15 protein-coding genes are annotated in these 13,423 nt (G+C 57.5%); 10 read left to right on the top strand and 5 right to left on the bottom strand.

Translation table 11 applies throughout. The features are described 5' to 3' along the window. Window positions 1–146: 146 nt before the first annotated feature. A complete protein-coding gene (locus tag PUP35_RS02690; protein WP_045357378.1) occupies window positions 147–308 on the top strand; it encodes a DUF1127 domain-containing protein in 162 nt (53 codons plus the stop codon). 39 nt (window positions 309–347) lie between these two features. On the opposite strand, the gene pdxR is transcribed toward PUP35_RS02690, so the two are convergent. Further along, window positions 348–1,736 (bottom strand): MocR-like pyridoxine biosynthesis transcription factor PdxR, encoded by a 1,389-nt coding sequence (pdxR, locus tag PUP35_RS02695; RefSeq protein ID WP_274241895.1) that lies wholly within the window; start codon window positions 1,734–1,736, stop codon window positions 348–350. Between the two features lie 101 nt (window positions 1,737–1,837). Between pdxR and PUP35_RS02700 the strand changes: the two genes are divergently transcribed. Beyond that, a complete protein-coding gene (locus PUP35_RS02700) occupies window positions 1,838–2,317 on the top strand; it encodes a carboxymuconolactone decarboxylase family protein (protein ID WP_127729473.1) in 480 nt (159 codons plus the stop codon). Here the strand turns inward: PUP35_RS02700 and PUP35_RS02705 are convergent. Then, a complete protein-coding gene (locus PUP35_RS02705) occupies window positions 2,304–3,206 on the bottom strand; it encodes a LysR family transcriptional regulator (RefSeq protein ID WP_115876554.1) in 903 nt (300 codons plus the stop codon). The genes PUP35_RS02700 and PUP35_RS02705 overlap by 14 nt on opposite strands. A gap of 100 nt (window positions 3,207–3,306) precedes the next feature. On the opposite strand from PUP35_RS02705, the gene PUP35_RS02710 reads away from it, so the two are divergent. The 7 genes from PUP35_RS02710 (at window position 3,307) to PUP35_RS02740 (ending at window position 8,926) form a co-directional block, all read left to right on the top strand. After that, window positions 3,307–4,722, top strand: a complete 1,416-nt coding sequence (locus PUP35_RS02710; RefSeq protein WP_274241896.1) for an aldehyde dehydrogenase family protein — start codon at window positions 3,307–3,309, stop codon at window positions 4,720–4,722. Between the two features lie 75 nt (window positions 4,723–4,797). Further along, window positions 4,798–5,121: an antibiotic biosynthesis monooxygenase family protein gene (locus PUP35_RS02715; protein ID WP_033144543.1), complete on the top strand. Its 324-nt coding sequence runs from the start codon at window positions 4,798–4,800 to the stop codon at window positions 5,119–5,121. After that, on the top strand, window positions 5,114–5,491 hold the full coding sequence (locus PUP35_RS02720; RefSeq protein ID WP_274241897.1) for an amino acid-binding protein: 378 nt from the start codon (window positions 5,114–5,116) through the stop codon (window positions 5,489–5,491). The genes PUP35_RS02715 and PUP35_RS02720 overlap by 8 nt, the downstream gene beginning before the upstream one ends. Then, the gene (locus PUP35_RS02725) at window positions 5,484–6,179 is read left to right on the top strand and encodes an ArsR/SmtB family transcription factor (protein ID WP_274241898.1); all 696 of its coding nucleotides are present in this window, start codon (window positions 5,484–5,486) and stop codon (window positions 6,177–6,179) included. Before PUP35_RS02720 ends, PUP35_RS02725 begins: the two co-directional genes overlap by 8 nt. Before the next feature lie 146 nt (window positions 6,180–6,325). Continuing rightward, window positions 6,326–6,796: a MarR family winged helix-turn-helix transcriptional regulator gene (locus PUP35_RS02730; protein ID WP_274241899.1), complete on the top strand. Its 471-nt coding sequence runs from the start codon at window positions 6,326–6,328 to the stop codon at window positions 6,794–6,796. After that, window positions 6,793–7,860 (top strand): HlyD family secretion protein, encoded by a 1,068-nt coding sequence (locus PUP35_RS02735; protein ID WP_111964134.1) that lies wholly within the window; start codon window positions 6,793–6,795, stop codon window positions 7,858–7,860. The genes PUP35_RS02730 and PUP35_RS02735 overlap by 4 nt, the downstream gene beginning before the upstream one ends. Beyond that, on the top strand, window positions 7,850–8,926 hold the full coding sequence (locus PUP35_RS02740; protein ID WP_149367773.1) for a DUF2955 domain-containing protein: 1,077 nt from the start codon (window positions 7,850–7,852) through the stop codon (window positions 8,924–8,926). The genes PUP35_RS02735 and PUP35_RS02740 overlap by 11 nt, the downstream gene beginning before the upstream one ends. Here PUP35_RS02740 and PUP35_RS02745 read toward each other — a convergent pair. Then, on the bottom strand, window positions 8,923–10,194 hold the full coding sequence (locus PUP35_RS02745; RefSeq protein WP_274241900.1) for a DUF445 domain-containing protein: 1,272 nt from the start codon (window positions 10,192–10,194) through the stop codon (window positions 8,923–8,925). The genes PUP35_RS02740 and PUP35_RS02745 overlap by 4 nt on opposite strands. Before the next feature lie 56 nt (window positions 10,195–10,250). After that, entirely contained in the window at window positions 10,251–10,898 is a 648-nt protein-coding gene (locus PUP35_RS02750; protein WP_274241901.1) for a hypothetical protein, read from the bottom strand. 197 nt (window positions 10,899–11,095) lie between these two features. Here PUP35_RS02750 and PUP35_RS02755 point away from each other — a divergent pair, with 197 nt between their 5' ends. Further along, window positions 11,096–12,466: an NAD-dependent succinate-semialdehyde dehydrogenase gene (locus PUP35_RS02755; RefSeq protein ID WP_274241902.1), complete on the top strand. Its 1,371-nt coding sequence runs from the start codon at window positions 11,096–11,098 to the stop codon at window positions 12,464–12,466. A gap of 51 nt (window positions 12,467–12,517) precedes the next feature. On the opposite strand, the gene PUP35_RS02760 is transcribed toward PUP35_RS02755, so the two are convergent. Next, entirely contained in the window at window positions 12,518–13,063 is a 546-nt protein-coding gene (locus PUP35_RS02760) for a YfaZ family outer membrane protein (protein WP_133293723.1), read from the bottom strand. Window positions 13,064–13,423 lie beyond the last annotated feature (360 nt).

Raw genomic sequence — 13,423 nt, forward strand, 5'->3', positions numbered from 1 at the left:
ATAAAACCAGTACAGATTGCTGCGAAAATTGGCATGCAGATACTGTTTTAGCGGATCTGTATGTTAAACAAAAGCTGTTTTTGCATCTGTATTGCACGGGTGGATTTCAGGGATGATAACCCCACTGGCACAGTGAGGAGAGCATCATGGAATTTTACGAGAATCGTTCAAAACGTCCGTTCGTCGTGTTTGTCTGGATCGGAAAAACGATCTGCAACTGGTATCGCATCAACCGTACCCGCCGCATCCTGAGCCAGATGAGCGACGAGCAGCTGAAGGACGTTGGTTTATCCCGCAATGATATTTAAACCCCAGGCCGGGTAAGGCGCAGCCGCACCCGGCGATGTTTAGCGCAACAGCTCAAGCGTCTGCCGCTTCGGCCTTTCCAGCAGCTCAACCGCCTCTTCATACGAGCGCACGTTGTTATAGCCCATCACCAGCCCGTAGCGTTTGCCCGACCCGCGATACCACTCCGAGAGCGCATTGACCTGCAGCTGCTGCTCCTGCCAGCAGCGCGCCACTTCCCGGTCACGGCTTCCTTTGGTCAGGAACGCCACGATATGCATCCCACCGTCGTTTTGCTCGGTGAAAAACAGATCGCCATACACCTCCTGCAGGGCGGCAATCATCCAGTCGCGGCGGGTCTGATACAGCGCGCGCATCTTTTTCAGATGACGGAAAAAATGCCCTTCGTTGAGAAACGCGGTGAGGATCTTTTGCGTCAGCACCGGCTGGCCGCTGGTGGTGATGTCCGCGCAGTCGGTAAAGGCTCCAACGGTGCTGGCGGGCATCACCACGTAGCCCATGCGCAGCGACGGCATGATGGTTTTACTGAAGGTGCCCATAAAAATCACCCGGTCGTGCTGGTCGAGGCTTTTCAGCGACGGCAGCACCTTGCGGGTGTAGTGGAATTCCCCGTCGTAATCGTCTTCGATAATCCACGCCTCGTTCTGGCTGGCCCAGTCGAGCAGCTGCTGCTTGCGCGGCAGGGAGAGCGTTACCGCCAGCGGGCTCTGATGCGACGGGGTGACGATGGCAAAACGTGCGTCGCGATGGTAACGGAGCAGGTAGTCCGTATCGATGCCGCAGCGATCGACCGGCACGGTGTGCAGGCGCGGCACGATCCGCTTGAGCAGCTGCTGGCCCATAAAATAGCCCGGATCTTCAAACAATACCTTGTCGCTGCGGCTGGCGAGGGTGTCGAGGATCAGCCGCAGGCTGCCGCTGTAGCCACTGGTGATCAGCACCTGTTCAGCGGTGCAGGATAAACCGCGTGAAATATTGAGGTAGCTGGCGATGGCCTGGCGCAGCGGATACCAGCCCAGAACGGGCGGGTTGAGCATCTCCTCCTGTCGCATAGCCCGCGTCGCCTGGCCCGCCAGCAGCAGCCATTTTTTATACGGGAAGCTGTCGAGGGCGGGGATGCCGGGACGCAGAAACCCGGCCCGCTCGCGCTGGCTAATGAGCGAGGCCGGAAGCGCCCCGGTGGGCTGCTCCGCAGGGGCAGTCTTATCCGGCAGCAGTAAGTCCGGGTTAACCCGCGTGCCGCGCGCCCCCTGGCTCACCAGATACCCTTCGCCCGTCAGAATGGCGTACGCCGTTTCGACGGTTTTACGCGCCACCTTCAGCTCTTCCGCCAGCACGCGGATGGCAGGCACCCTGTCGCCTGGCTTCAGCACGCCGCGCATGATGTTATCGCGGTAGCGGGAATAAATCTCGTGATAGCCCGGCTTCATGTCCTACCTCATTTCACGCTTTTTGTATCTTTTTACTATGTCATGAACGGCGTAGATTTGCCTCATCGCACGGCACATGCCGCACAAAAAGAGGAAAGACCATGAGCACTCGCGTTAACCACCATAAAGTTACACCTGCCCTCGCCAACGCGCTGTCTGCCCTGAGCATGGAGGTAGCAAAAACCTCCATCGACCCGGCGCTGAAGCACCTGATCGACATTCGCGTGTCGCAGCTGAACGGCTGTACGTTCTGTCTGGATATGCACTCAAAAGAGGCGAAAATCGCCGGCGAGCGCGAGCTGCGCCTGTATCATCTGGCGGCCTGGCGCGAGTCCCCGCTGTTTAGCGCCCGTGAAAAAGCGGCGCTGGCCTTCACCGAAGCGCTAACCCAGATTAGCGTTCACGGCGTAAGCGATGCGTTGTACCGCAGCGTGGCGGAGCACTTTTCGGACGTCGAGATTTCAGAGCTGAACTTCGCCATCGTGGCGATCAACGCCTGGAACCGTCTGGGGATCACCTCCCGCATGGCGCCCGGCGCGCTGGACGCGGCGTACGGGCTGAACAAGGCTAACCTGGAATAATTCCGCGCTCGCGGATCATCGCCACCAGCGCCCGCAGTCCCGGCGGGACGTGGCGATGGCCGGGGTAGTACAGGCGCAGCCCGGCAAACGGCTGCGCCCAGTCGTTTAAGACGCTCACCAGTTCCCCGCTTTTCAGCTCGTCCCGAATATAGAGTTCCGGTAAAAATCCCACCCCTAATCCCGCTTTCACGGCGCGGATCGAGGCAAAAAGATCGGACGTCGCAAAGCGCGGCGGCACGGCAAGGGCGTACGTTTCCCCCCGACGCGCCAGCTCCCAGCGGTAGATCCCGCCGTGAGCCATACGCATACCGATCCCCTGATGTGAAAGCAGATCGTCCGGCGTCTCGGGTATGCCGTGACGGGCGAAATAGTCCGGCGTGGCGGTGACGAGCTGGCGGATCTCACCGGTCAGCGGCACGGCGATCATGTCCTGCGGAACGGACTCTTCGAGGCGGATCCCCGCGTCATAGCCTTCGGCAACGATGTCGATCATCCTTGCTTCACTCACCGTTTCCACGCGCATTTTCGGGTAGCGGATCATGTAGTCGATCAGCAGCTGGTCCAGAAAAAGCGTGCCGATATGGTTCGGCACGTTCAGCCGTAGCGTACCGGCGGGTTCCCCGGTGTCGCTGTGGATCTCCTCGCTGGCGAGACGGATCTCCTGCAGGGCGGGGCCGATACGCGCCACGTAGCGCTGCCCGGCGTCGGTGAGCGCCACGCTGCGGGTGGTGCGGTTGAAAAGTCGCGTCTCAAGGCGGCTCTCCAGCCCGGCGACGGCATTACTTACCGCCGTGGCGGACATCCCCAGCTCCTGCGCCGCACCGCGAAAACTGCCGCGCCGCACCACCGCCATCACCACTTCCAGCTCTGTCAGACCTGAACGATGCATAGATTATCCTGAAAATCGAAACAACCCTTGCAGCATAGCGTGGATTATCGCAACGGAGAAGCCGTGACAGACTGGGCTCACACAGCCTGAGGAGGTTTATATGCACACCATCGAACAGATCTTTATTAACGGCGAGTTTGTTACCCCGCACGGTACCGAGTGGTTTGATTTGTACAATCCGGCGACGGCGCAGGTCATCGGCCAGGTTCGTCTGGCGGATGAGGTTGACGCTGAACGCGCTATCGCGGCGGCAAAAGCGGCGTTTCCGGCGTGGTCGCAGACCACAAAACAGGAACGCATCACCGCGCTGAAGCGCATGCACGCCGCCGTGGCCGCTCGCCACGACGATCTGCTGGAAGCGGTCATTGAAGAGTACGGCGCGCCCGCCTCGCGCTCGGCGTGGATGGCTAGCTATCCGGCGGAGGTGATTGCTCAGGCAATTGAGGCGCTGGAGGCGTTTGAGTTTGTCACCCCCGCAGGTGCAGCGACGGTGCAGATGACGCCGCTTGGGGTGGCCGGGTTGATTACGCCCTGGAACAGCGACGCGGGGTTTATCTGCGGCAAGCTGGCGGCCGCGCTGGCTGCGGGCTGCACGGCGGTGATCAAGCCGAGCGAAATGAGCGCCCTGCAAACGCAGATTGTCACCGAAGCGCTGCGCGATGCTGAATTACCGCCAGGGGTATTTAATATCGTCACCGGACGCGGCGAGACGGTAGGCGAAACGATTAGCCGTCATCCGGACGTGGCGAAAATCTCGTTCACCGGCTCCACGAATACCGGCAAGGCGATCCTGCGTAACGCGGCGGAAAGCTTTAAGCGCGTGACGCTGGAGTTGGGCGGTAAATCACCGACGATCCTGATGGATGATGTGGATCTCGCGCAGGCGATCCCGCTGGCGATCCAGGCCGGGTTTATGAACAGCGGGCAGGCGTGCGTGGCCGGAACGCGCATTCTTGTGCCTTACTCGCGCAAGGCAGAGATCGAAACCGCGCTGGCGCAGGCCGTGGCGGCGGTGAAATCCGGCGACCCGCGCGATAGCGCAACGGACGTCGGCCCCATGGTCAGCGAAAAGCAGTGGCTGCGGGTGCAGGGCTATATCCGGAAAGGTATCGAAGAGGGGGCACGCCTGCTGGCGGGCGGTGAAGGGCGACCGGAAGGCACGCGGGACGGCTGGTTCGTGCGTCCGACGCTGTTTGCCGACGTGAACAACCGGATGACCATTGCCCGCGATGAGATTTTCGGTCCGGTACTGTGCGTAATCCCCTATCGTGACGAGGCGGAGGCGATCGCTATTGCCAACGACACCGACTACGGCCTGAGCGCGATGGTGCTGGGTGGTGATGTAAACCGCGCGCGACGCGTGGCGCAGCAGATTGTTTCCGGTCGCGTGCTGGTGAACACCCTGGCTCATGAACCGAAAGCACCATTCGGTGGCTTCAAGCACTCCGGTTTGGGGCGCGAGATGGGCGAGTGGGGAATTCGGGCGTTTATGGAGCCGAGGTCGATGGTGGGCTAAAACTTCGCTATTTACCGAAGCATTGTGCTTTTCCATCCCGCATGCTCTCCTCAACATCACCACGGAGAGACCCTCATGATCGCAGTCATTTTTGAAGCTAAAGCCGCGCCTGCCCATCAGGCGCGCTATCTTCAGCTTGCCGCAGAGCTTAAGCCGCTGCTGGCGGACATCGACGGCTTTATTGATATCGAACGTTTTCAGAGCCTGACCACCGACGGCAAAATTCTGTCCCTTTCCTGGTGGCGGGATGAAGAGGCCGTCCGCCGCTGGAAGCAGAACGTCTTTCATCAGGCGGCGCAGGCCGAAGGGCGGGAGTCGATTTTTGCGTACTACCGCATCCGGGTGGCGCAGCTGGTGCGGGAATACAGTTCCGAAACCGGAGGGCATGCCGATGTATGACGTTCATATCATTTTTCGCGATACCCCCGGTGAACTGGCGCGGTTTGGACAGCTGCTGGGCAGAAACGGCGTGGGGCTGGAGGGCGGCGGCGTATTTGGTGCAGATGCCCATTTCCTGGTGGAAGACGGGGAAAAAGCGCGACGCGTGCTGATGGAGGCCGGGTTTACCGTGCAGGCGGTGCGAAAGCCGGTGATCCGGAAACTTAGGCAGGAACGCCCCGGTGAGCTGGGCGAGATCGCAGCGGCGCTGGCGGCACGCGGTGTGTCTATCCTGACTCAGTACAGCGACCATGCGAATCACCTTATTCTGCTGACGGATGATGATAAGCTGGCCGCAGAGATCACCGAACCCTGGGCGGCCCATGCTTAAGACGAGTTTACCTCCTGACAACAGCGCTGCGCTGGAGCTGGCGATTGCCGCGGTGGCGGCTGCAATGGCCGATCCGTCGCGCGTGAAGATGCTGTGTGCGCTAATGGACGGGCGGGCGTGGACGGCCACCGAACTGAGCGCGGCGGCAGACGTCGCCCCGTCGACCGCCAGCGGGCATCTCGCCCGGCTGCTTGAAGGGCAACTGATAACCTGCCTGTCGCAAGGGCGGCATCGCTATTATCGCCTTGCCGGGCACGACGTGGCGGCGCTGGTGGAGCAGATGATGGGGCTTTCGTGGAGCCGCATTACCCCGCCGGAAACCACCGCGCCGAAAGCCATGCGTGAAGCCCGGACCTGCTACGACCATCTTGCCGGTACGGTGGCGGTGCAGATTTATGATTTCATGCAGGCGGAAGGCTGGCTGGAGGCAGACGGTTCAGCGTTGACACTCTATGGCCGGGAGCAGTTCCTGACGTTCGGCATTTCGTTAAGCGATCACCCGCACCGGAAGGCCTGCTGCGCCTGCCTGGACTGGAGCGAGCGGCGGTTTCACCTGGGCGGAGAAGCCGGCGCGTTGCTGCTCGAGCATCTGGAAAATAAAGGCTGGATCCAGCGGGTGGCGGGGTATCGGGAGGTGGCGGTGACGGCGTCGGGGAAGGCCGCTGTAAAGAGGCTTTTTAGCCGCTAAAAATGCCCGGTGGCGCTGCGCTTACCGGGCCTACGCGTACATCGCCGCCAGTAACACCTTTCGCAATTCCTGCGCTTATGCCTCTCGTTTCTTGATACTTACCCTGATAACTATTATCTTGACCGCGTGTGACGAGAGGTTTCCCTATGAGTGAAGAAGAACTGTTCTGCCGCAGGCCGATGGGTATGCGGATGGCGATGATCGTGCGCCAGTGGCGTGCCGTCATCGACGAGGCTATTCTCGATACCGGGTTAACCCAGTCGAGCTGGACGGTGATGATGCAGCTTCATCAGCTCGGGGATAACGTCTCAATGAGTGAGCTGGCGGAGGTGCAGGGCATTGAACTGCCGCCGCTGATGCGCACCCTGACACAGCTGGAAAAGCAGGGTTACCTGCTGCGCGCCACATCGCCTTATGACAAGCGCATCCGGCTTCTGACGCTGACGCCTGAGGGAAAAGCCCTGTTACAAAGGCTCACTCAGGTGATTGAGACGTATCAGGCGCGCGTATCGCAAAACATCGCGCCGGAACATCTCGACATTTTCAGCGCCACGTTGAATCAAATCGCCTGCAATTTGCGGACAATCCGCGAAGAAGATAACAAGACCGAAAAATAATGACCCCTGAACAAAAGTTTGCCCGCTGGGTAAGGGTGAGTATTGCCTCTTTCCTGCTGATGTTTGTCTACTTTATCGTCGCGGATATCTGGATCCCGCTGACGCCGGACTCCACCGTGATGCGCGTGGTGACGCCGGTGTCTCCGCGCGTCTCCGGCTACGTGGCGGCGGTACATGTCCACAACAACAGCCAGGTGAAGAAAGGCGATCTGCTGTTTGAGCTCGACGACACGCCGTTTCGCAATAAGGTGGAAGCGGCGCAAATCGCGCTTGAGCAGGCACGCCTGTCCAATGAACAGCTGGACGCGCAGATCGCCGCCGCGCAGGCCAGCCTGAAAACCGCCGTGCTGACCGCGCGTAACGACAAAGTGACCTTTGATCGCTACCAGAAGCTGAGCACGCTGCAGAACGTCTCGCAGGCGGATCTGGATAAGGTCCGCACGACCTGGCAGAGCAGCGAGCAGTCCGTCAGCACGATTCAGGCCAACATCCGCAACCTGCGCATCCAGCGTGGTGAGCGCGAAGAACACCGCAACGTGACGCTGCAAAAATACCGCAACGCGCTGGATGAAGCTGAGCTGAACCTCGGCTGGACGAAGGTCTATGCCCTGGCGGACGGCACGGTCAGTAATTTGCAGCTGAGCCCTGGCTTCTACGCCTCATCCGGTTCCGCCGCGCTGGCGCTGGTGAACAACCAGACCGATATCGTGGCCGATTTCCGTGAAAAAAGCCTGCGCCATACCCATCAGGGCACCGATGCGGCCGTGGTGTTTGACGCCTTCCCGGGACACGTTTTCCGCGCCCACGTCACCAGCAGCGACGCGGGGATCCTGGCGGGGCAGGAGGCCGTTAACGGCCAGCTTTCCGAGCCGGAAACCTCCAACCGCTGGGTGCGCGACGCCCAGCGCATGCGCATTCACGTGACGCTGGACGAGCCGCTGCCGAAGCATCTGCCGACCGGCGCCCGCGCGACCGTGCAGCTCTACAATAGCGAAGGGCCGTTTGCGCGCTTTTTCTCCGGGATGCAGATCCACCTGGTGAGCCTGCTTCACTATGTCTATTAGTACCCTGGCGCGGGTATTTACCCCGCACGGCAACATCGTCTATACGGCAAACGATTTCCGCCAGACCCTGCGCATCGTTTTTGCCGGGATGATTGCGCTCAGCATCTCCAGCTTTTACAACACCAGCTACGGCGTGTTTTTCGTGGTCTATCCGATCATGCTGCTGTCGCTGGTACCGGTGTTTAATCGCCACGTGGCAAAGCAGTTTATCTTCAGCGCATCGCTCAACTGCGTCGAAATGGTGATTATCATCGGCTACCTGTCGCAATGGCCGGTCATCATGACGCTGGTGGTCTTTGCCCTGTACGTGATGCGTTTTCGCTTTATGAGCAAGGGGCCGCTGTTCCTGTTTGGCTCAATGGGCGTGGTGTGCCAGAGCGTGATGCTCAACTTTATGAGCTACCCCACCACCAACTGGCACACGCTTTTGTTCTCCAACATCGAAGCCAGCGTGATGGCGGTGTGCCTTAGCGCGCTGATGAACTATCTGCTGCCGGACGTGGAGCCCCGCAAGCCGCCGCCGCTGATTGAGAAAGACGACGCCCGCGTGCGCCACGAGTCGCTGCTCTCCGGTACCGTCGCGACGCTGATTTTTGTGGTTTTTCAGATTAGCGACTTAAGCGATTCGCTTTCGGCGCTGATGGCGGGGATTTTGATCCTGTTCCCGATGCACTACCGAGGTTCGGTGATGAGCTCGATCTGGCGCGTGGTCGGCGTGGTGCTGGGCTGTCTCTACATTCTGGTGGTGCAGCTAATACTCTACGATCACAGCAGCCATATGCTGCTGATGATGCCGCTGATTGGCCTCGGCCTGGCGTTTGGCGCGCGACTCCACGTGATGGAAAAGGTGGGGGCGGGCGTGGGCTTTTCCAGCATCACCACCATCGGCATTATGTTCGGGCAGAACATGCACCCGGACACTGACCTGGTGTTCAGCGATCTGTACCGCATCACCTCTGTCACCTTTTCGCTGGTGGCGACGCTGACGATGGTCTTTCTGGTGCACCTGATCCTGAACCGCTTCGAGGCGACCCGCTACGTCATCGCGCCGCCAAAAACGGATTAATGCCCCAGCACGGCAGGCAGCTGCGAGAGTAAAAACAGGATCAGGCCAATCGTCCCGCCCACCAGGGTTCCGTTGACGCGGATAAACTGCAGATCCTTGCCAATGTTCAGCTCAATCTGGCGTGACATGTCTTTGGCGTCCCAGCTTTTCACCGTGTCGCTGATGTGGCGGGTCAGAAACGCCGCGAAGTCCGGCGCGAGGCGGTGCGCGGCCTGCTCCAGATGCTCGTTCAGCGATGCCCGCAGGCTGGCGTCGTTAGACAGCGTTTCGCCAAACCACAGCCCGGCGTTGGCGATGCGCTGCTTCACGCGCGAATCTTCACTCTGCATATCTGCCTTCAGCCACTGGCGCAGATCGGCCCACATCTCGCCCAGATAGCGGTTAAACGCCTCATCGTTTTTCAGGTAGTGCTTGATGTTGTCGGCTTTTGCCGCCATCTCCGGATCGTTTTTCAGATTGTCGATAAGCTTCAGCGTGGCGCGGTCGAATGCCTGACGGATCTGGTGCGTGCGGTCGTGGCTGATATCGTCCAGCAGCGTATTCACCGCGTTCGACACCATCTCCGCGCTCTGATCGCCCAGCCACTCGGTGGGCAGCACCATCGCCTTGCGTGGATGCTCGGTCTTCAGCCAGTGGACAATCTGATCGGCAATAAAGTCCCGCGTGCTTTCCCGCTGAATCAGGGTAATCAGGCGATTGATGATGGCGTCGAGCAGCACCTGATGGCGGTTGTTTTTGGTCATACTCTCCAGCATCACGGCGCTGGTTTCGGTGAAATCGACCTTGTCGATGGCCTTATGCACCGCGCGTTTTAGCAGGCGCTGAATGCGCCCGTCGTCGGTCAGTTCGAGAAAACCGCTCATCACCTGCATCAAGTGCAGCCCGACGCGCTGAGCGTTGTCGGGCTTGCTGAACCAGGCGCCGATCATCTGCGCAGGTTCATAGCGACGGATCAACGCCACCAGCGACTGGGTATCCAGAAACTTCTCCTGAACAAACTGGCCGAGATTGTCGCCGATTCGGTCCTTATTGCGCGGGATGATCGCCGTATGGCGCGAGATAAAGGGAATCGGCACCCGGCGGAACAGCGCGACGACCGCAAACCAGTCAGCCAGCGCGCCGACCATTGCCGCCTCGGCAATGGCCTTGACGCCGCGCACCCAGAAGTTCTGCGGCAGGAATAGGGTGGTGATAAAGGCCGCGGCGGCAACCAGCAGCAGCGACAGCGCCAGCAGCTTGGCGCGTTTGAGTTCAGCTATTTTTTCCATGGGTTAAGGATAGAGGTAAGCGGGGGGAAAGTGCAAAGTCCTCAGTTAAAGATAAATTAGTCGCTATCACCTAATATCTTTTCATTTATTTCATACGATACAGGTAGCATAACTGCATATTTAATGATGTCGTCAATCTGCTCAAATTTTTCATTTTTATGGCTTTGAATATAATTTTCAAAATATTCGTATGCTTTTTTATCAGAAGATGAGACTTTCTTTGTGTTATCATTAGGAAGCAATGAGTTTGAATAGGTGATAATATCAAATTTTGTGTTTCCTTTGATGGATATTTGATAAATAGTGGTACTAAGCAGTTTTTCCCGGATCGTCGCTAACTTTCCGCGAATTGTTTGCTTTTGTGCTAGAACAAGTTCTCTGTTCAAATTATTAAGTAAGTTTTGTTTTTCTATAAGAGTTTTATTTGTTTTGCTCAGGTTTTCATTGAGTTCATTTAAATGGTTGCTGGATGCTAAGAATTTATTTTGTAGTAAGAGATTGTCGGCATTTAATTTTGTTTTTTCTGACTCAAGACTAAGCTTTTCAGCTCGTAAGTTTTGTAGTTCTTTTTCTTTTTCAAAAACGGGATGGATGGTATTAAAGTAGGCATAAATTCCGAAAGCTAGCGTTCCTGTAGTGGCAAATATTGAAGTTATTTTTGATACTTTATCGAAGAAAGCATCGTCAGCTTTAAATAATTTCACTTTCTTTCCTTGATGACTAAAAGTTATCGTCAATAATATGTGTATAATATATTGATATTAATTAATAATATTGTCTATCACAAGAAGAAAATGGTATATACGGAAATGGTAGGCTGCTTACATACCAAACTTTACGTTTGTTTCCAGTCACGTTGACTACCCTTAATACCCTAAGCGGTAAAACAAGGAGATTCGACATGGCTTATCAGACAGTAAACCCTGCCACTAACCAGCTCATCAAAGAATACCCCTCGCATACCGACGCGGATATCGAAGCGGCGCTGAAGGCGGCCGATGCGCTTTATCATTCGGACTGGGCGAAAGGCGACATCAATCAGCGCCTGCCGGTGCTGCATAAGCTTGCCGACCTGATCGACGAGCGCACCGAGGATCTGGCGAAAATCGCCAGCCAGGAGATGGGTAAGCTCATCGAACAGAGCCGCGGCGAGGTGAAGCTGTGCGCGCAGATCGCCCGCTACTACGCCGACAACGCGAAGCAGTTTCTGGCCCCGGTGAAGTATCAATCCGAACTCGGGGAAGCGTGGGTGGAGCATCATCCCATCGGCGTGCTGATGGCCGTTGAGCCGTGGAACTTCCCGTATTACCAGCTGATGCGCGTTCTGGCGCCAAACCTGGCGGCGGGTAACCCCGTCATCGCCAAGCATGCCAGCATCGTGCCGCACTGCGCCGAAGCCTTTGCCCATCTGGTCCGCGAGGCGGGCGCGCCGGAAGGCGCATGGACTAACCTGTTTATTTCGTCCGAGCAGGTGGCGAACATCATTGCCGACGATCGCGTGCAGGGCGCCGCATTAACCGGCTCTGAAAAAGCCGGCAGCGTGGTGGCCGCACAGGCGGCGAAGCACATTAAGAAATCCACGCTGGAGCTGGGCGGTAACGACGTCTTCGTGGTGCTGGACGACGCGGACCTGGACAAAGCCGTCAAGATTGGCGTGAATGCACGGCTCAACAACGCCGGGCAGGTCTGCACCGCGGCAAAGCGCTTTATCCTGCATGAAAAGATTGCGGATGCCTTCCTGAGCAAATTCACCGAGGCGTTTAAGCAGGTGAAGATTGGCGATCCGCTGGACGAAAGCACCACGCTGGGGCCGCTGTCGTCGAAAGATGCTCTGGAGACGTTGACCAAACAGGTTAACGAGGCGGTGAAAAACGGTGCGACGCTGCACTATGGCGGCAAGCCGGTGCAGCGCGACGGGAGCTTTTTTGAACCGACGATCCTGACGAACATCTCGCGCGACAACCCGGCGTATTTCGAAGAGTTCTTCGGCCCGGTGGCGCAGATGTACGTGGTGAAAAACGACGACGAGGCGGTCGCGCTGGCGAACGACTCACACTACGGTCTGGGCGGGGCGGTATTCAGCCAGGATATCGAGCGCGCGAAGAAGATGGCGTCGCGTATCGAGACGGGGATGGTGTACATCAACTGGCTCACCGATACCGCGCCAGAGCTGCCGTTCGGCGGCGTGAAGCGCTCCGGTTACGGACGCGAGCTGTCGGATCTGGGGATTAAAGAATTTGTGAACCAGAAGCTGGTGGTGGTGCGTAAGTAACGTAGTAATAAAAAACCTGCCGAATGGCAGGTTTTTTATTTATCAGGTGGATTAGAAGCTCACGCCGCCGCCGAAGTAAGCGCCGTCTACCAGCGTGTGGTTTGGACGACCGTCTTTGCCATCAACGCTCACGTGACGATAACCCACCTTCAGCGTCACCGGCTTCACTGGCGTCCAGCTTACGCCGCCGTTCGCTTCAACGTAGTTTTTCACGCTGTTGTTCAGGCCGTCTGGAGCAACGTAGCCTTCACCGAATACCCTGATGCTGTCGGTCAGGGCAACGTTCACACCGCCGCCGACCGGGAACGCCACGCCGTTATCGCCTTTCTTCGGGCCAACGTAGAGGGCCTTAGCGCCTGCGTTCAGCATCACCGGGCCGACCTCGAAGTTGTAGCCTGCACCCACGCCACCGGTCGTGGTGCCGTCGTCGGTGTTTTTCAGCCAGCTACCTTCGGTGTACAGACCAGAGGTTGATTTACCCATTTCGACGTTCAGGTTAGTGAAGTTCTTACCCTGCTCAATGCTGCCGCCCATGGCCAGTGCGGAGCCTGATACGGCGGTCAGAGCGGAAAGAAGGAGAACGTTGAGCTTTTTCATTAGTTTTTCCTCTTCATCAAATTAATCTGAGGGCACCTTAACAAGAGCTGTTTATCACTGCAAATGTGATGTTTGTCGCGTTTTTAAGCTGATTTTGTTGGGTTTTTGAATTTTAAATGTTGGTTGAATGTTGAGCCGGCAAGGAGTCAATACGTAATGCATTCTCGTTTAGGGATGGTTCAGGGTTTTGATTAAACGTACGCTGAACGAGCCGGAGAATGTGGTTCGTGTTGAATTAATTGAGTTTCTAATAATTTCCAAAAGTGTTTCAGTTGTCACAGATAAAGACACAGGTTTACATTTCTGGAGGTGGTTATACGTCCCGCAACGCCAGGTCGCTTTCCGCCATGTCATTTTTCT

The organism is Enterobacter sp. S-33, assembly GCF_028735835.1.
Taxonomy (GTDB): Bacteria; Pseudomonadota; Gammaproteobacteria; order Enterobacterales; family Enterobacteriaceae; genus Enterobacter; species Enterobacter vonholyi.

Bases quoted from the DNA above. Each gene is read 5' to 3' on its own strand.
- PUP35_RS02740 (WP_149367773.1), top strand. From the start codon at position 7,850: ATGTCTATTAGTACCCTGGCGCGGGTATTTACCCCGCACGGCAACATC.
- PUP35_RS02715 (WP_033144543.1), top strand. From the start codon at position 4,798: ATGATCGCAGTCATTTTTGAAGCTAAAGCCGCGCCTGCCCATCAGGCG.
- PUP35_RS02725 (WP_274241898.1), top strand. From the start codon at position 5,484: ATGCTTAAGACGAGTTTACCTCCTGACAACAGCGCTGCGCTGGAGCTG.
- PUP35_RS02710 (WP_274241896.1), top strand. From the start codon at position 3,307: ATGCACACCATCGAACAGATCTTTATTAACGGCGAGTTTGTTACCCCG.
- PUP35_RS02760 (WP_133293723.1), bottom strand. From the start codon at position 13,063: ATGAAAAAGCTCAACGTTCTCCTTCTTTCCGCTCTGACCGCCGTATCA.
- PUP35_RS02705 (WP_115876554.1), bottom strand. From the start codon at position 3,206: ATGCATCGTTCAGGTCTGACAGAGCTGGAAGTGGTGATGGCGGTGGTG.
- PUP35_RS02730 (WP_274241899.1), top strand. From the start codon at position 6,326: ATGAGTGAAGAAGAACTGTTCTGCCGCAGGCCGATGGGTATGCGGATG.
- pdxR (WP_274241895.1), bottom strand. From the start codon at position 1,736: ATGAAGCCGGGCTATCACGAGATTTATTCCCGCTACCGCGATAACATC.
- PUP35_RS02745 (WP_274241900.1), bottom strand. From the start codon at position 10,194: ATGGAAAAAATAGCTGAACTCAAACGCGCCAAGCTGCTGGCGCTGTCG.
- PUP35_RS02720 (WP_274241897.1), top strand. From the start codon at position 5,114: ATGTATGACGTTCATATCATTTTTCGCGATACCCCCGGTGAACTGGCG.
- PUP35_RS02755 (WP_274241902.1), top strand. From the start codon at position 11,096: ATGGCTTATCAGACAGTAAACCCTGCCACTAACCAGCTCATCAAAGAA.
- PUP35_RS02690 (WP_045357378.1), top strand. From the start codon at position 147: ATGGAATTTTACGAGAATCGTTCAAAACGTCCGTTCGTCGTGTTTGTC.
- PUP35_RS02700 (WP_127729473.1), top strand. From the start codon at position 1,838: ATGAGCACTCGCGTTAACCACCATAAAGTTACACCTGCCCTCGCCAAC.